This is a genomic window from Pedobacter sp. PLR, assembly GCF_026239675.1.
In the GTDB taxonomy this organism is placed as follows: Bacteria; Bacteroidota; Bacteroidia; order Sphingobacteriales; family Sphingobacteriaceae; genus Pedobacter.
The window spans coordinates 532,559-550,397 of the sequence record NZ_JAPIVQ010000002.1 but is presented as its reverse complement, the minus strand read 5'-3'; the positions used below and the strand labels follow the sequence as shown (position 1 = coordinate 550,397).

Genomic DNA, 17,839 nt, shown 5'->3' with positions numbered 1-17,839 from the left:
TCAGCGAAAAACACCAATACTAACCGCTGATAAACACACTACTCTACCTCCTATGAAACTGCTAAATTCAACAGCCAAATTATTAAAACGTTACGTTCCTCAAAAGTTTTTGTTCATTCTAGGCCTATCCACGCTATCCCTTGCCGGGGTGGTTTGGGCATGCGCAGACTATGGTTATGACGACGATTATTCGAGCTTCAGTCCGGAAGCTTTTGTTGCCAAAGAATACACTCCATTTTTCTACTCCGATTTTTCTGCCTATTACGGGAAAGACTATAATTATAACGATGACAATTCCAATACCCGATTCAACGAACAAATTGTGAAGGAATGGTATGATTATTTCGGACAGAAATTAAGCAAAGCCGATCTTCAATACTTGTTATTGCGAGCCAGCGAGAAAGGCATTGATTCCGTATACCAGAACTACAAAGGGAAAATTGAAGTGCTTCCAGACAGTCTGCCTCAATTGAGAAAGCTGAAAATAAATAAAAAGCAATTGAACGCCTTCTTCGGCTACCTTAACCTGGCAAAGAAAAGCGAAACCTTTGCGGCCGGTTATAAACATTATTACTATTGGGATGAGAAACAGGAGTTCAGCGCCCCTGAGGCTTTCGAAATGGACTTACTATTGGCTTTAAAGAAATCAAAAGACCCTTTCATTAAGCAGAGGCTATGGTTTCAACTGGTCCGTTATTACTATTTCTCGGAAAGAAGTGCAGGTGTAAAAACCTTAAAAGATGCTCATACGATCTCTTCTTTCAACCTATACAAGGACATTTTCCCTAAGAACATGATGTATTACAGAACGCTGGGTTATGTAGCGGGAAGACATTATTATGCGGGTGATTATGCGACTTCCAATTACCTGTTCAGCCTTTGCTATGACTATTCTAATGAGATGAAGATTCCTGCAAAATGGTCGTTCCGCCCAAATGCCGATGCCGATTGGAAACAAAGTCTGGCAATGGCAAAGACAAAAGAAGAGAAAATCACCCTTTGGCATTTAATGGGCATCTATTACGATACAGAAAGGGCCATTCCTGAAATCATCGCTTTAGACCCTAAATCAGAAAAGCTGGACTTATTACTGAGCAGAGCGATCAATATTACAGAATCTGCCTTCCGCAATTATTATGGTGGAAAGGAAGACTCTACCTCCACATTAAAGAAAAACACCGCTTTAATCAGCGGAATCGCCCTGGAAAATCAAACCAGCAAACCTTATATCTGGAATCTTGCCGCGGGATACCTGAACTTCCTGGACAGAAACTATACCACCGCAGCGAAGTTTTACCAGACCGCAAAAACACAACTTCCAGCAGATAATGAGCTGTTAATGGCCCAGTATAAAATTCTGGACTGGGGATTATATGTGCGACAATTGAAAAAAATTGATGCAGCGGCAGAAGCAAAAATGATAGAACCATTAAACTGGTTTGCCAACCTTAAAGAGGGAAAAGAAAACATTCCCGACCTTAGGTTTTACCAATCGTTAAATGAAAGCCTTGGGGTAATTTCCGATCTGTATAAAAAACAAGGGAATCCACTCAAAGCGAATATTTTCAGAAGCTACAATGAGTTTTACACCAAAAACCAACAGGTTGAGCAATTGAAAAGTCTGATGTTGAATGACAAGAAAACAGCCTTTGAAGAAGCTATGCTTCGTTATTACCCTTACAAGCTCGAAGACCTTTATTTCTATCAGGCCACAGTCCTTGTTTTTCAGGATCAACCGGAAGCAGCAATTTCCCTTTTAACCAAAAGCGGCCGTCAGACAGATACGCTGCAAGCCAATCCATTCAATATGCGTTTAAATGATTGTCACGATTGTGATCATCAAATGGCACAGTCTAAAAAATTCACTTCTCTGGAGTTACTCCGGATGATGAAAAATATGAAAGCAGAGATTAAAGCCGGCAGAAATGTATATAACAACGCTTACTTATTGGCCAACGCGTATTATAACATCAGCTATTACGGCAATAACCGGGGATTTTATGTATCCAGCCTCACTGATACCTATGGCAGCAGTGCTTTCAGCATTCCGGTACCATTCAGGCCAATATACCTTTCCGGAAAACTTGCTGAAAAGTATTACCTGATGGCCAGAATGGCGACAAAAAATAAAGAACAGCAGGCACGTTGTGCTTTTATGGCCAGCAAATGCGAACGTAATGAGAGTTATAACCGATCTTTTGATCTTCCTGAAAATAAAAAAGCCAATTACTGGAGTGTAGAAACCAGTCCGATGTATTTTGGTCAGAACTTCTCCTTATTGGCGAAACAGTACGCCGATACCAGATTTTATCAGGAAGCAATTGAAGAGTGCGGGTATTTCCGTCAGTATTTAAATTCGCTAAACTAAATTTAGTAAAGGAATTCAAGGCTATGAAACCAATTGTTGAACTGATTACGGCATGGGCCGATTATGAAAGCAAGAATCCCGCTGCTAATGCAGCGGAATTCTGTAGTCATTTTTTGATGGACCATAAAGGGCAGGATATACCGGATAAAACACCGGTTACGCTACAAGATAAAGACGTTGATCAGGAACTGGCCGGCCTTATCGGCCAGTTAAATTCCATTCATGTCATTTATGCCAAAGCCGTATTAAAAGAATATCCGGGAATTGAACTGGAATGGTTTTACTTCATGAAAGCTATCGACAGGCACAAGGAAGCCAGGAAATCTGATGTAGTTGCTGCCGTATTTTTCGAACAATCTACCGGTATTGACATCCTCAACAGAATCAAAAAAGCAGGCTTGCTAATAGAAAGAAGCGACCCCGCGGATAAAAGAGCCAAGCTGATCAAATTGAGTACGAAAGGGGAAAAACTATTGCAACTGTTGCATCAGAGTTTATTCAAAGCAGATCAATTGTTATTCCATGACCTTTCTGCATCGAACAAGAAACTCCTGGTTAATCTGCTAGATGATACCCGGAAGAAGCACCATATTTTAATTTCTGAAAACAAGCACAAACAACTGGAAGGACTAAGCAATGATGTTTCCTAAGCAGAATACAGCTATGTTTATAAACAGCGCAAGTTTCGGGTTTTATCCCTGCCTGTTATCCGGTAATTTTGAGGTATAAATTTCAAACTATGGAAACCTCAAATCAAATCGATTACCAGAGAATTGAAAAGGCTATTGAATACTTAAAGACTAACTTTAAGCAACAGCCTTCCTTAGAAGACATCGCTGAGCATGTTTATTTAAGCCCCTTTCATTTTCAGCGGATGTTTACAGCATGGGCCGGAGTTAGTCCGAAGCAATTCCTCCAATATCTGAGCATAGAATATGCGAAGGGAATCTTAAAAAAGCAAAAGGGCAACTTATCTGAGGCAGCTTATGAAACCGGCTTATCAGGTACCAGCAGGTTGCACGATCTTTTCATCAAAATTGAAGGGATGACACCAGGGGAATTTAAAAATGGCGGGCAGCAGTTACAGATTAATTATAGTTATGCTGAAAGTCCCTTTGGACCGCTATTGGTAGCTTCTACTACTAAGGGCATCTGTTACATGGCCTTTTCCGATGATCCTGATCAGGCATTTTCGGAATTGCAGCAGCTTTTTCCAAATGCGCAGTATCAACAACTACTCGATCGGATACAACAAAATGCACTTTATATATTCAGCACCGACTGGAACAGGTTATCCGAAGTAAAACTTCATTTAAAAGGAACGGATTTTCAAATCAAAGTATGGGAAACACTGTTAAAAGTACCTTCGGGAGAGCTGGCTACCTATGCTGATATCGCAAACACGATCGAAAACCCAAAGGCCAATCGTGCAGTAGGAACGGCGGTAGGTAGCAATCCGATTGCATTTTTGATCCCTTGTCACAGAGTGATCAAATCTACAGGAGAATTGGGTCAATACCACTGGGGAGCAGGCCGAAAAACGGCCATGATAGGCTGGGAAGCGGCAAAAAACGATGTTAAACCCGCGTAGAAAGGGTTCTCCAGAGATAAAACACCAAATAGCTTTCCCATTCGGGGTAGCCATTAAAGAAAGTTTCAATATCGGAAAGCTCCTTTTTATCCTTGATAATGTCCAGATTGATCAAGGCATTCAACAGCCCTGCATCGCCATGAGGAATACAGGAACGCTCCTTCAAACTCTTCATTAAGGCATAGTTTGCGGTCCAGATCCCTACCCCCTTTACACTGATCAGTGCTTTTTGACGGGCCGCAACATCCGGCATTTCACGTAATACTGCTTTACTGAGGCTCTGGTTAGCAAAAGCCTCAGCGATTTTCAACACATAACCGGCCTTACTTCTTGAAAACTGCATCGCCTGTAAATCTTCTAATGATGCATTTGCCAAAACAGCAGGATCAGGGAATAGAAAATACCGATTCCCATTAAATTCTATGGTTGTTCCATATCGTTCTACCAGTTTCCTTTTTAGTTTATAAGCGAAGGTTAGATTGATCTGTTGGCCGATGATTGCCCAGCAAATCGCTTCAAATAAATCGGGAATACCGATCAACCGAAGGCCGTAGTAATCTGCTTTCATGAAAGACAAGCGAGAATCCTGTGCAATCAACGCATAGAAAGGGTTCAGGTCCAGTTGCAGATCAAACCAATCGTCCAGGTAATTCCTCAATTCCGTTTCTTCTGTGGGAGATAATACCCTGTTCAAAACCGAAATCTTTAAATGTGGACCTTCCTTTTGAGAGCCTGGTTCCGTAACACCAGCACCGGGAACAGAACCAACGACAGCGGTGATACCAGTGGTCATAGTATCAACAGCACGATCTCCGCTTTCAATCTGAACCAGGGCCAGCCCTTCCTTCAACCGAAGTGCTCTGGTCACCTTATTGTTATCCAGCTGATACAAGCAATCATCAAATCCCCGATCTAAAAACCAAAGACACTCTCCGAAGTTAAAATCAGCAGGAACAGAAAGAAGGAAACATGTTGGAGCCATCCCACAAAAATAGTCATTTGACTATAAAATTAAATCCGATTCTTGCTAAATCAATCTCCTGAGGCTGAGTACAACAGCAGGCTTCTTGTAGGTTAAGATTATTAAGCCGACCTTCGCGCCATCATTTAATTTGCGGTCCTTAACCATGTCTTCAAAACTCTTATTTCTATATAAAGCGATCTTCCTGATTACCGTACTCTCTTTTTCGATCAATAAAAATTCGGGGGCGCAGGAAGTTGTAGAAATAAACGACAACATTGACCAGCATATCTTTTCTTTTAAACAGATTGAGATCCTTCCCGACACTTCCGGCAAACTGAGTTTTAATCAGATCCGCAGTAAAGGTATTTCGCAACAGTTTAAACCAAGCAAGACCAGTACCCCTCAAACCACTAAACTAAATTCAATTTACTGGTTCAGGATCAACATTAAAAACAACAGTAAGGCAGAAAAATACTTCTTACTGGAATTTTTCGACCAGACATTAGACCATGTTACCGGCTATATTCCACAAAAAGACGGCAGTTATAAAGTAAAAGAATTTGGAGACAAGTTTCCCTTCCACAAGCGGAAATTGCAGCATAAAAATTTCGAATTTTACCTTGCCAATGATAACGACGAAATACAAACCTATTATTTCAAGATCCAGTCCTCCCAGATTGGCGATGCGATTATCGTATTGCGTTCTGTAGACTGGTTCATCTCCTATGCCCTTGACGAGTACTTTTACTTCGGTATTTTCTATGGAATGATCCTCGTGTTCAGCTTTTACAACCTGATCATGTTCATCGCCATGCGCCAAAAGCAGTACTTATACTATGTGCTTTACAATTTGAGTGTCGGCTTCTTTGAAATGAGCACCGATGGAATCGCCTACCAGTATTTATGGCCAAACCAACCGCAATGGAACCAAACTGCTTACGCGGTAGCCCTGTATGCCGTCAGTATTTTCGCGTTGCTCTTTACCCGGGAACTGCTATTCGTAAAGTCCAAAGCACCAAAATTAAACCGCCTCATTTTAGGCGTCATTACCCTCAGAACGCTCTGGTTTTTCTACTGCTTACTATTTAACCAGAACCTGTTCAGTTATAAATTTATTGAGGCCATACCCTTATCCGTGGCTTTCTTTACCGGCATATACATCTACAAACAAGGCTATCTCCCTGCCCGATTCTTCGTATTGGGCTATAGCTTCCTGTTTTTAGGTTTCCTGCTCAAGTTATTAATCATGCTTCATTTCTCCTTTTTAAACTTTGGAGTCATCGGTTATTACAGCCTCAGCTTCTGCTTTATCCTGGAAATGGTTTTCCTTTCTTTTGCCATTGGTGATAAGGTGAGTATCCTGAGAAAGAAAAAAGACATCGTACACCGGCAGATGATCCGACAGATGGCGGAGAATGTGAAGCTGAAAGACACCTTAAACCTGGAATTAGAAGGCAAAGTAGAAGAGCGTACCAGAGAAGTCTATCACAAATCCCTGATCATTGAGGCTAAGAATGCGGAATTACTGGATGCAAACGACCGGTTAAAACAACAGGCGGAAGAGATTTCGAGGATGAATACCTTGCTGGAACAAGACAACCAGGAGCTGCAGACTAATGTAGAAAAAGTAACGCGGGACAGGGTGATGTCTACCGATGTAGATTTTGAGGAGTTCAGCAAAATCTATCCGGATAAAGAAAGCTGCAACTTGTTCCTGTCCGACCTGAAATGGAAAAACGGATACCATTGCCGAAAATGCAAGAACGACCATTTCTATAACGGACACATCGCTTATAGCAGAAGGTGCAGCAAATGCGGCTATGAAGAATCTGTGACCAGCTTCACCATTTTCCACAATACCCGAATCCCGATTGTGAAAGCTTTTTATATGGTCTTCCTCGTGTACAGTTCCAAGGGTAAAATCTCTTCACATAAACTATCGGAGATACTGGGCATCCGTCAAAGCACCTGCTGGACGTATGGATCAGGCATCAAACAGCGGATGGAAGAGCGAAAAGCGCAACTCAAAAAAGCCAGCAAAAACGGTTGGAGTCAGCTGGTTTTAGACTAAACACAGTCGATAATTCTGGAAATTCACGCTTCCACAGGATACAATCCGGTGATTTGACATTTTTTTTACCTGTTTAATCCAAGGGTACTTAAGCGTATCAGATCAGGTGAGCGTCAGTGCTGATCCATTGTCCCTATGCACTGTATATCAAGGCATAAGCCTGTTTTAAGGCTATGGTACCAAAGCGTATCAAAACCATTGCAACAATCTAATTATCAGTAGTTTAGGTGAAATAAACTATTCCAATCACTAGGAATTAACATAAAATCAACCTTAACTTTATCACATCAAATTCATTAAACAAAGCAAAAATTATGAGAAAAAAGTTTACTCTTTTTATCCTTAGCTTACTCTGTAGCATCTCTGTGAGTATGGCGCAGGAGCTTAACGTTAAGGGAGAGGTGAAAGACGAAAAAGGTCTGCCACTTCCAGGTGTTTCTGTTAAAATCAAAGGAAGTACCAAAGGTGCTATGACCGCTGGAAACGGAAAGTACACACTGACAGCTGCAGGCAATGCCACTTTAGTTTTTTCCTTTATTGGTTATAAAACTATAGAGCAGGCGGTAAACAACAACACAACTGTTAACGTGAACTTATCTGAAGACAATAATGAATTGAATGAGGTAGTGGTGATCGGTTACGGTACAACTACTAAGAAAGACCTCACCACAGCGGTGACAACTATTTCTTCCAAAGACCTGAAAAATCAGCCCATCACCAATCCCTTACAAGCGGTACAAGGTAGAGCGGCAGGTGTTCAGGTAACGGCAGAATCCGGTAAACCAGGTGCAGAGATTGCGATCAGCATTCGTGGAAACACTTCCATTACGGCATCAAACAGTCCATTATATGTAATTGACGGGGTAACTTCCAGAAATGCAGGCTTCTTAAACCCGAATGACATTGAATCCCTAACTATATTAAAAGATGCTTCTGCAGCGGCCATTTACGGATCAAGCGGTGCGAATGGTGTCGTTTTAATCACAACTAAAAAAGGGGTTTCCGGCAAAGTAAAAGTAGAATTCAATGCTTTTACCGGAATCTCAAATTTCTGGCGCAAGCAAGATGTATTGTCAGCTGATCAATACATCGGCCTGATGAAAGAATTGGGTTATACCACATTTGGTGATGGTAGCAATACCGACTGGCAGAAAGAAACTTTCGGTACTGGTACACAAAACCAGTATCAGGTATCCTTATCTGGTGGTGGTAATGGTGGAAACTTTTACCTTTCTACCGGATACCAACGTGATAAAGGAATTGTAGCTCCGGCAGAACTTGACAGGTATACTGTTAATTTCAATGGTTCACAAGCGGCAACTTCCTGGTTAAAATTCACCGCTACCGCAGCATTAACCGCAAGGAACTCTATTGATGTGAGTGACAATGCCGGTGTTGCACGTGGAGGTACCATTTTATCCGCATTAACTACGCCTTCAACGATTGGCATTTACAATCCTAACGGCAGTTATACTACGATCCCTAACTCTGGTGGATGGGACAACCCGATTGCCCAGGCTTTTGGTGCAAAAAATAAAACCAAAAACCTACGTTTTATCGGATCATTGGGTGGAGAAATCAAGTTTACTAAAGATTTAATCTTCAAATCTACCATCAGTACCAATATCAACAAAAACGACTACAACTACGATCTTGATGCATTCAAGACTACTTACGGTCGCCAGGAAGGTGGTATCTATAGAAATAACCGAACCGATGACAATGTATGGTTGAATGAGAACATTTTGACCTATACCAAAAACGTTGGTAAAAACGCGTTTTCAGCAACCGGTGGTTATACCCTGCAAGCTTCAGACTATCAATATACAGATTATGAAGAAAACAGGTTCTATAACCCACAAACAGGTGTTAAAAACGACAAGCCGGTTATCGTTCCTAAAGTACCACAAAGGGCACAATGGGCAAAACAATCTTACCTGACCAGAGTAACCTATGCTTTTGACAGCAAATACCTGTTCAGTGCGAACTTCAGAGCCGATGGTTCTTCCCGTTTCAGTGATGAGCAACGTTTTGGTTATTTTCCTTCTGCTTCCGCAGGATGGAGAATCTCCGGTGAAAACTTTTTGAAAGACAGCAAAACTATTAATGACTTAAAAATCAGAGGTAGCTGGGGTAAAGTTGGTAATGATGAAGGGATCGGTGATTATGCCTGGAGAAAACTTTATCAGGAAAATGCACAGGGTGATTATAACCTGACCAACCTGAAAAACACAGGCCTGTCATGGGAAACCACTACGCAAAGCAATATTGGTTTAGATTTAACCATGTTTAACAACAGAGTGACTTTCACTGCTGATGCTTACCTGAAAAAAACCAATGATCTGTTGATCAAAGTACAGTTGCCACCAACCTCAGGATTTGCTGAACAAGCTTACAATGTAGGTTCGATGGAGAACAAAGGGATGGAATTCACACTATCTACTAAAAACATCGAAAGAGAGAAATTCAGCTGGTCTACAGACATGAACATCTCCTTCAACAAAAACAAAGTGACTAGTTTAGGTGCTTCTACCCCATCACTTGATTTCGGTGGTATTTACTCCCGTACTTCAGCGGTGCGTGTAGTAGAAGGCAGACCGTTGGGTAGCTTCTACGGTTTCGAATATACAGGTGTAGATCAGAAAACAGGTTTGGCTACTTATGCAGACTTAAACGGTGACAATAAGATTGATGAAACTGACAGAACCTTTATCGGCTCTGCGCAACCTGATTTCATCTATGGAATGACCAACAATTTCAGCTACGGTAACTTCGGATTAAACCTCTTCTTCCAGGGTGTTCAGGGTAACCAGATGTTCAATGCTTCGAGAATTGATTTAGAAGGTCTTTACGACTCTAAAAACCAATCCGCAGCAGTATTAGACCGTTGGACACCAGAAAACACCAATACTAACATCCCAAGAGCAGTAAAAGGAAATACCGACAATAGCCGTACTTCCAGCAGGTTCGTAGAAAACGCTTCTTACCTCCGTTTAAAAACAGCTACCCTTTCTTACAACTTCGGTGAGGCATTTTTAGGCCGCATGAAAATGAGCAAGCTTACGGTGTTTGCGACTGGTTACAACATTCTAACCTTCACAAAATACAAAGGTTTAGATCCTGAAGTGAGCCAATACGGCGCAAACGGTCCAAATATGGGCGTGGATTACGGAACTTACCCACAAAGCAGAAGCTTCCTGTTAGGTGTAAACGTTGGATTTTAATAATAAAGAGACATGAGAATTAAATTATATTCAATTTTAGCAGCCGCAGCCCTTACCATGGGCTTACAGACCAGCTGCAAGAAAGATTTTTTAGATAAGAACCCATTCAACCAGGTGACGCCGGAAGAGGCTTTCGTAGACCTTAAAGGTGCAGAAAAGCTACTTTCAGGTGCTTACGGAGGAATGTACAACAACACCCATATCTGGGATTTCATGCTAAACGGTGATGTCATCGCAGATAACTCTTATGCGGGTGGTGATAACCCAAGTATGTTCCAAATGGACGAATTCCGCGTAGCTTCCACCAATGAAGTATTGGAAAGAGACTGGTCGGAGCTGTATTCGCAAATCAAAAATGCGAATGAGGTATTAGACATTGTTCCGAACATTCAGGATCCTGAATTAGATAAAGGCGACAGAAGAAGCCAGATTCTTGGAGAAGCGGCAGGGATCAGAGCCTACCTGTATCTATACCTGGTGCGCTTATGGGGCCCGGTACCAATTGTATTGAAATCTCCGGAAAAACTGGAAGACATGCAGGTTCCAAAATCCAGTGTAGATGCCGTTTATGCGCAAATCATCAAGGACCTGGAGTATGCGCTTGCCAATGCCAGAACTACCGCTCCTAACAAAGGGATTGTCACTAAAGGTGTAGCCAATGCTTTATTGGCTAAAGTATACGCTACTAAGCCTAATCCTGAATGGAATAAAGTAAACCAGTATGCGGATGCAGTAATCGGTGGTGGATACTCACTGTTCAGTAGCTATGATGGCTTATTTTCCGGCAGCAACAAAAACAACACTGAATCAATCTGGGAAATGCAATTTGATGGAGGCAATGGTACTAACCGTCGCTCTAACTGGATGCCAAGTGTGATTGTAGGTTTAGGATGGAAAAAGTTCTGTACGCCTTCCAACGATCTTTCTGCGGCATTTGATGCAGAAGGTGATCAGATTCGTAAAAATTCAAGCATTAAGTTCCTGAATGTGGCGACTGAAGGCTGGAGTGATACCTTCTGGCCAAAAACAAAATATCCATACATCAACAAATATAGAAATGACGACCAGACCAATATCTATATCCTTCGTTTGGCAGATATCCTTTTGTTGAAAGCGGAAGCTTTGAATGAAATTAGTGCAGGAGGTTGGGCGCAGTCGAAACCATTGGTAGAGCAGATCAGAAACAGGGTAAACCTTGGGGCTACTCCTGCCGCAGATCAGGCAGCAATGCGTTTGGCTATCGAAAAAGAACGTCGTCTGGAGCTTGCTTTTGAGGGGCACCGCTGGTATGACCTGGTGCGTACTAACCGTGCAATCCCGGTGATGAACGCACAGAAAGACGGAAATGGCGCTTCATTAAACTACAACCTTACTGCCGACAAGATCTTATTGCCAATGTCGCAGAAAGAGATCGATAGAAATACAAACATCAACAAATAGTTTTTTACCGGAAGCACTGCCCATGGTAGTGCTTCCTTATAAATACGCAAATGACACTAAAAAGAACCCTATCCCTGTTGCTGCTTTCCAGCACTTTCGGTACGGCCTTCGCTCAGCATAATAACGAGGCAAAAGCAGAAGCCTTGTTAAAAAAAATGACGATTGAAGAGAAAGTCGGGCAAATGGCGCAAATTACACTTGATGTAATCGGCAAAGGAAAAGGACGCTATGAGAGCGATGAACCTTTCGGCTTAGACGAGAAGGAATTACAGAGAGTATTGGTAAAATACCATGTTGGTTCAGTATTAAACACCTCAAACAATAGAGCAAGAACACCACAGGTATGGTATAACATCATCAGCAAGATTCAAAATGTGGCGATGAAACAAACGCCAAATAAAATCCCTGTGATTTATGGTGTGGATGAAATCCATGGCGCTACTTATACGGTAGGCGCAACAATGTTCCCGCAGCAAATTGGTCAGGCGGCAACGTTTAACCGTTCATTGGTAAAAACCAGTGCTTCCATTACCGCTTATGAAACCCGTGCAAGCTCGATTCCATGGAACTTTGCCCCGCTATTAGACGTTGGTTCAGATCCACGTTTCCCTCGTCAGTGGGAAAGTTTTGGTGAAGATCCATACCTGATTAAAGAATTGGGTGTAGCCGCAGTAAAAGGTTACGAAGGTGAAGATGGTAAGGTGTCTCATCCGGAAAAGGTAGCTTCCTCTATTAAGCACTTCCTGGGTTACCAGGTATCCGTTTCAGGAAAAGACAGAACGCCTGCTTTCATTTCTGACCAGGCTTTAAGAGAGTATCATTTACCTCCTTTTAAAGCGGCAATTGATGCAGGTGCAAAAACCATCATGATCAATTCCGGCCTTATTAACGGTGTCCCTGTACATGCCAATTACCATATCCTGACTGAATTATTGAAGGAAGAATTAAACTTCAGAGGTTTAGTGGTTACGGATTGGGGAGATATTGAGAACCTTTACAAAAGAGACCGCATTGCGAAAGACGACAAAGAAGCGATTATGCTGGCGATTAATGCCGGTATCGATATGTCGATGATCGCCTATAACTACGAGACTTTCTGCGATAACCTGCTTGCTTTAGTGAAAGAAGGAAAAGTTAAAGAATCCCGTATTGACGATGCGGTAAAAAGAATCTTATGGGTAAAATATGAGTTGAATCTTTTTGAGAAACCAACTACAAACCCTAAAGACTACCCGAAATTTGGTAGCAAAGAATTTGAGCGAGCTGCTTATCAAACCGCAGCAGAATCCATCACTTTATTGAAAAACACGGATCACATTCTTCCATTGGCTAAGGGGACTAAAATCCTCGTTGCGGGTCCGAATGCAAATTCTATGAGAACGTTAAACGGTGCATGGACGTATTCCTGGCAGGGAGAAAAGGTGGAAGAATTTGCCGCCCGATATCATACCATCCTGGAGGCTTTACAAAATAAAGCAGGAAAAGAGAACGTAACTTATTTCCCTGGTGTCAGCTATAAAATGGATGGCAAATATTATGATGAGTACGCGGATAAAATGGAAGAAACCATTGCTGCAGCAAAAGATGCAGACGTGATAGTGCTTTGTCTTGGAGAAAACTCTTATACGGAATCTCCGGGTAACATGAACGATTTATACCTGTCGGATTTACAAACGGAACTGGCGCAGAAATTAGCGGCAACCGGTAAAAAAGTAATCCTGGTATTGAATGAAGGTCGCCCTCGTGTAATCAGTAAATTTGAAAAGAAAATGAGTGCGGTAGTACAAACTTATCTTCCGGGTAACTTTGGTGGTGATGCCCTTGCAGATGTGTTATATGGCGTGGTTAATCCTTCAGGAAAACTACCTTACACCTATCCACAGTTCCCTAACGCCTTGTTTACTTACTACCATAAACCATCAGAAAACAAAGGCACCACAGAAGGTGTGTACAATTATGATGCAGATTACAATCCTCAATATGTATTTGGCGCTGGTTTAAGTTATACCACTTTCAAATACGATCAATTGAAACTGAGCAGCAACACCTTGAAAAAAGGAGAAACGCTGACGGTTACGGTAAACGTAAGCAACACTGGTAAAGTAGCCGGAAAAGAAAGCGTATTGCTATTCAGTTCTGATTTATATGCGACTTTGATTAGTCCCGATGTGAAACGTTTGAGAGCATTTGAAAAAATCGACCTTAAACCTGGTGAAACTAAAACAGTAACTTTTAAAATCCAGCCGGAAGACCTTGCTTTCATCAATACGGAAAGCAAAGCGATCACGGAAGAAGGTGAATTTACCTTACAGATTGCCGATCAGAAAACCAACTTTAACTACATCCCTTAAAAAGCATCCTACTAGTCTATGAGATTATTAAATCTAAGCGTTATTGCTGCCCTGGCATTGGGTTCATGTGCCTCAAAAAAAGACGTACCAGCGACAGCAGGCGTTGAATCATGGATCACCAATGGTGACCGCTCTGCCTTGTTAGAAAAGCAAAAAACACCTTTACATTTTTCTACTGCGATGAACAACAACATCAATATCGTGGTAGATGACCAGCAACGTTACCAAACCATGGACGGTTTTGGCTATACCTTAACCGGTGGCAGCGCGAGTCTGATGAACGGACTTCCGGCAGCAGAAAAAAAGGCGATGTTAAAAGAGATTTTCTCTACTGCAGGAAATGGCATTGGCATCAGTTACCTGCGTCTAAGCGTTGGGGCTTCGGATTTAAGTGCGGAGACTTTTACTTACAATGAAATGCCTGCCGGACAAACAGACCCGGAATTGAAAAACTTCTCTATCGAGAAAGAAATGAAAGACCTGGTTCCGATGTTAAAGGAAATCATTGCCATCAATCCAAAGCTCAGGATCATGGGTTCTCCATGGACGGCGCCTACCTGGATGAAAGACAATCAGGCTTACCGTGGTGGTAGTTTAAAACCTGAATATTATCAGGCCTATGCCAAATATTTTGTAAAATATATTGAGGCGATGAAAGCACAAGGCATCATCATCGATGCAGTAACGATTCAAAATGAGCCATTACATCCTGGTAACAATCCAAGCATGTATATGACGCCACAAGATCAGGCTAACTTCATCAAGACGGCTTTAGGTCCGGTATTTAAAGCTGCGGGTATCAAAACCAAGATCATTATTTATGACCATAACGCAGACCGTCCGGATTACCCGATCACGATTCTGAATGATCCGGAAGCCAACCAATATATTGATGGTTCCGCATTCCATTTATACGGCGGACAAATTTCTGCACTATCAAAAGTGCATGAAGCCTTCCCTAACAAAAACCTGTATTTCACAGAGCAATGGGTAGGTGGTCCTGGTAATTTCGCTGAAGATTTAAAATGGCATGTATCTACCTTAATGACCGGCGCCCCAAGAAACTGGAGTAAAACCGTATTGGAGTGGAACCTGGCAGCAGATCCACAGTACCGTCCATTTACACCAGATGGTGGCTGTACGAGCTGTCTGGGCGCTATTACCATCGATGGCAAAACATGGAGCAAGAACATCGCTTACTATTCTATCGGCCATACGTCGAAATTTGTAAGTCCAGGTTCTGTACGCATTGCTTCAAACCAAAATGATAAAATCCAGAATGTGGCTTATCAAACACCAGAAGGAAAATTGGTATTGGTTACGATGAACAACAGCCCTGAAACGCAAACGTTCAACATTAAATACAATGGTCAGGTGGTCAGCACTACGCTTGCCGCAGGTTCTGCCGGAACTTATACCTGGAACAGCAAAACAAGAGCTAAATAATACTTTGGTTGGTCTGTGGCCAACACAACAATAGAAACAGTTGAGGGGAGGGTGCATCATTTAATTATGGTCGCCCTCTTTCTGTTTACCCTGTTTTTTGGCAGGCCAATTGCAGTCTCCTACCCGAATCAATTCAAAAAACAATGAACAAGCATCTTTTACTATTTGCAGGATTGGCCGTTATAATGGCTTCCTGTACCAGTAATCAGGCAGAAAAGAAAGCAACGGATTCTTCAATGATTGCGTTAGATACTACTTTTAGTCCCGCAAATGAGCGTCCTGAACATTCTATCACCTGTTATCAATATGTTAAAAATAAAGATACCGCCAGCATGCAATTGCGCATCAACGGGGAAGAAATCACCGGATTTCTGAACTATCGTATTTATGAAAAAGACGCCAATAAAGGGACACTTTCCGGAGAAATGAAAGGCGACACCCTAATCGCAGATTACACTTTTGACTCGGAAGGATTAAGGTCTGTCAGGGAATTGGTGCTCCTTAAAAAGGATGGCAAATTTTACGAAGGCTATGGTCCTGTGAAAGAAGAGAAAGGGAAAGTCATCTTTGAACACCGGGGCAGCCTGAAGTTCGATCATAACGTCGTATTTAGCCCTATACCTTGTAAATAACCCCTAAAAAAACCCAATAAGAGCTCCTGAACAGGAAAATATCTTATTGGGGTTTAAAATCGCTGAATGACCAGCTTACATATTTTCAAACTTCTCCCAGAAGCCATCCACCGGAAGCTTTGCGAAAATGTTTACCGGTTCTTTTTTCACCGGGTGGATAAACTGAAGGCGGCGGGCATGAAGACAAATACTGCCTTTTCTGCTTCCTCTTGGGTAACCATATTTGTTATCCCCTACTATCGGACATCCTAAAGTTGAAAGTTGTACCCTGATCTGATGCGATCTTCCCGTAAGCGGGTCTACCTCGATCAGGTAATAACCGTTCAGTTCTCCGATCAGGCGATAGCTCAATTCGGCCCGCTGACTACCCGGTACTTCTACATTATGCGGCGTCACCACGTTCTTCTGTGGATTCTTTACCAGCCAATGTACCAATGTGCCCGAAGGTTTAGCCGGCATATTTCTCACCACTGCCCAATAGGTTTTCTTTACCTCTCTATTTTTGAAAACCGCGTTCATCCGTTCCAGCGCTTTACTCGTTTTTGCGAATAAAATTACGCCACTTACCGGACGGTCTAAACGATGTACTACGCCCAAAAACGCAGTATTGGGTTTGTTATAGGTTTTGGCAAGGTATTTTTTTACCTTTTCATCCAGGGGCTCATCCCCTGTTTCATCTACCTGTACAATATCACCTGCACGCTTACAAATCGCGATCAGGTGGTTGTCTTCATAAAGTATATCTTTTGCTGTTATTGGCATCTGTAGTTGTGGGGCTTGTTAGAGCCCTGCTTATAAAACTTTAATACTGCGATAAACTTAATATTGCTCTTTTTCGTTCGGGAAATCACTAGACTTCACATCTTTAATATAAGATTGTGCGGCATTTAAAATACCATCGTAAAGGTTCACATACTGGCGTAAGAAACGAGGTTTGAAACCTTTTGTTAAACCAATCATGTCATTTACGACCAATACCTGTCCGTCGCAATCCGGACCGGCTCCAATTCCTATCGTCGGGATAATTAAAGATTCTGACACCTCTTTACCCAATTTCGCAGGGATTTTCTCCAGTACAACTGCAAAACAACCGGCTTCCTGTAAGGCAAGCGCGTCTGTTTTCAATTTCAATGCTTCCGCTTCATCTTTGGCTCTTACCGTGTAAGTACCAAACTTATATATCGACTGAGGAGTTAAACCTAAGTGTCCCATAACAGGAATTCCTGCAGTAATAATTCTTTGTACTGATTCTACGATCTCCGTTCCACCTTCCATTTTCACGGCATGAGCGCCGGATTCTTTCATAATTCTAATGGCAGAAATCAAGGCTTCTTTAGAATTCCCCTGGTAAGAACCAAAAGGAAGATCCACTACTACTAAAGCACGTGAAGCACCTCTAACCACCGATTGCGCGTGATAGATCATCTGATCTAAAGTAATTGGCAAGGTTGTCTCATGGCCTGCCATTACGTTGGAAGCTGAATCTCCAACCAGTAAAACATCTAAACCAGCATCATCAAGGATGGTTGCCATAGAGTAGTCATAAGCAGTTAACATCGCGATCTTTTCACCATTTTGCTTCATTGCTTGCAAAATATGGGTCGTGATCCGTTTTACTTCTTTATTTACAGACATCTTTTTTTATATTTTAGTTTGGGCAAAATTACTTTTTACATCCGAAATAAAGCGAGTTTAATTGTTTTTGTGACAGAATCAGGAGCGCAACCACCGCCTTAAAAGCCCCTTCCCTCA

The 17,839-nt window shown here is 42.0% G+C and carries 12 protein-coding genes; 9 read left to right on the top strand and 3 right to left on the bottom strand.

Translation table 11 applies throughout. From position 1 onward, the window contains the following. Positions 1-52 precede the first annotated feature (52 nt). The 3 genes from OQX61_RS06010 to OQX61_RS06000 all read left to right on the top strand — a co-directional run bounded on the left by OQX61_RS06010 (position 53) and on the right by OQX61_RS06000 (position 3,959). Positions 53-2,368 carry a hypothetical protein gene (locus OQX61_RS06010; RefSeq protein ID WP_265840751.1) on the top strand — a complete coding sequence of 772 codons (2,316 nt, stop codon included), beginning with the start codon at positions 53-55 and terminating at the stop codon, positions 2,366-2,368. A 23-nt stretch (positions 2,369-2,391) separates the two neighbouring features. After that, a complete protein-coding gene (locus tag OQX61_RS06005; protein WP_265840750.1) occupies positions 2,392-3,018 on the top strand; it encodes a winged helix DNA-binding protein in 627 nt (208 codons plus the stop codon). 89 nt (positions 3,019-3,107) lie between these two features. Then, positions 3,108-3,959: a methylated-DNA--[protein]-cysteine S-methyltransferase gene (locus OQX61_RS06000; RefSeq protein ID WP_265840749.1), complete on the top strand. Its 852-nt coding sequence runs from the start codon at positions 3,108-3,110 to the stop codon at positions 3,957-3,959. Here OQX61_RS06000 and OQX61_RS05995 read toward each other — a convergent pair. Further along, positions 3,946-4,941 (bottom strand): DNA glycosylase, encoded by a 996-nt coding sequence (locus tag OQX61_RS05995; protein WP_265840748.1) that lies wholly within the window; start codon positions 4,939-4,941, stop codon positions 3,946-3,948. The genes OQX61_RS06000 and OQX61_RS05995 overlap by 14 nt on opposite strands. Positions 4,942-5,086: 145 nt before the next feature. Here OQX61_RS05995 and OQX61_RS05990 point away from each other — a divergent pair, with 145 nt between their 5' ends. From OQX61_RS05990 to OQX61_RS05965, 6 genes are all read left to right on the top strand, one after another. Then, positions 5,087-6,994, top strand: a complete 1,908-nt coding sequence (locus OQX61_RS05990; RefSeq protein WP_265840747.1) for a 7TM diverse intracellular signaling domain-containing protein — start codon at positions 5,087-5,089, stop codon at positions 6,992-6,994. A 314-nt stretch (positions 6,995-7,308) separates the two neighbouring features. After that, entirely contained in the window at positions 7,309-10,218 is a 2,910-nt protein-coding gene (locus OQX61_RS05985) for a TonB-dependent receptor (RefSeq protein WP_265840746.1), read from the top strand. 12 nt (positions 10,219-10,230) lie between these two features. Continuing rightward, positions 10,231-11,658: a RagB/SusD family nutrient uptake outer membrane protein gene (locus OQX61_RS05980; RefSeq protein WP_265840745.1), complete on the top strand. Its 1,428-nt coding sequence runs from the start codon at positions 10,231-10,233 to the stop codon at positions 11,656-11,658. 50 nt (positions 11,659-11,708) lie between these two features. Continuing rightward, on the top strand, positions 11,709-14,009 hold the full coding sequence (locus tag OQX61_RS05975) for a glycoside hydrolase family 3 N-terminal domain-containing protein (RefSeq protein ID WP_265840744.1): 2,301 nt from the start codon (positions 11,709-11,711) through the stop codon (positions 14,007-14,009). 18 nt (positions 14,010-14,027) lie between these two features. Beyond that, positions 14,028-15,455 (top strand): glycoside hydrolase family 30 beta sandwich domain-containing protein, encoded by a 1,428-nt coding sequence (locus tag OQX61_RS05970; protein WP_265840743.1) that lies wholly within the window; start codon positions 14,028-14,030, stop codon positions 15,453-15,455. Between the two features lie 143 nt (positions 15,456-15,598). Beyond that, positions 15,599-16,087, top strand: coding sequence for a hypothetical protein (locus tag OQX61_RS05965; RefSeq protein WP_265840742.1), 489 nt, complete (start codon positions 15,599-15,601; stop codon positions 16,085-16,087). Between the two features lie 75 nt (positions 16,088-16,162). On the opposite strand, the gene OQX61_RS05960 is transcribed toward OQX61_RS05965, so the two are convergent. Both OQX61_RS05960 and panB read right to left on the bottom strand, forming a co-directional pair. Then, positions 16,163-16,849 (bottom strand): RluA family pseudouridine synthase, encoded by a 687-nt coding sequence (locus tag OQX61_RS05960; RefSeq protein ID WP_265840741.1) that lies wholly within the window; start codon positions 16,847-16,849, stop codon positions 16,163-16,165. 57 nt (positions 16,850-16,906) lie between these two features. Beyond that, a complete protein-coding gene (gene panB, locus OQX61_RS05955) occupies positions 16,907-17,722 on the bottom strand; it encodes a 3-methyl-2-oxobutanoate hydroxymethyltransferase (protein WP_265840740.1) in 816 nt (271 codons plus the stop codon). Positions 17,723-17,839 lie beyond the last annotated feature (117 nt).

What these genes read in the sequence shown, in the direction of transcription:
- OQX61_RS06010 (WP_265840751.1), top strand. Translation starts at nt 53, where the DNA reads ATGAAACTGCTAAATTCAACAGCCAAATTATTAAAACGTTACGTTCCT.
- OQX61_RS06005 (WP_265840750.1), top strand. Translation starts at nt 2,392, where the DNA reads ATGAAACCAATTGTTGAACTGATTACGGCATGGGCCGATTATGAAAGC.
- OQX61_RS06000 (WP_265840749.1), top strand. Translation starts at nt 3,108, where the DNA reads ATGGAAACCTCAAATCAAATCGATTACCAGAGAATTGAAAAGGCTATT.
- OQX61_RS05995 (WP_265840748.1), bottom strand. Translation starts at nt 4,941, where the DNA reads ATGGCTCCAACATGTTTCCTTCTTTCTGTTCCTGCTGATTTTAACTTC.
- OQX61_RS05990 (WP_265840747.1), top strand. Translation starts at nt 5,087, where the DNA reads ATGTCTTCAAAACTCTTATTTCTATATAAAGCGATCTTCCTGATTACC.
- OQX61_RS05985 (WP_265840746.1), top strand. Translation starts at nt 7,309, where the DNA reads ATGAGAAAAAAGTTTACTCTTTTTATCCTTAGCTTACTCTGTAGCATC.
- OQX61_RS05980 (WP_265840745.1), top strand. Translation starts at nt 10,231, where the DNA reads ATGAGAATTAAATTATATTCAATTTTAGCAGCCGCAGCCCTTACCATG.
- OQX61_RS05975 (WP_265840744.1), top strand. Translation starts at nt 11,709, where the DNA reads ATGACACTAAAAAGAACCCTATCCCTGTTGCTGCTTTCCAGCACTTTC.
- OQX61_RS05970 (WP_265840743.1), top strand. Translation starts at nt 14,028, where the DNA reads ATGAGATTATTAAATCTAAGCGTTATTGCTGCCCTGGCATTGGGTTCA.
- OQX61_RS05965 (WP_265840742.1), top strand. Translation starts at nt 15,599, where the DNA reads ATGAACAAGCATCTTTTACTATTTGCAGGATTGGCCGTTATAATGGCT.
- OQX61_RS05960 (WP_265840741.1), bottom strand. Translation starts at nt 16,849, where the DNA reads ATGCCAATAACAGCAAAAGATATACTTTATGAAGACAACCACCTGATC.
- panB (WP_265840740.1), bottom strand. Translation starts at nt 17,722, where the DNA reads ATGTCTGTAAATAAAGAAGTAAAACGGATCACGACCCATATTTTGCAA.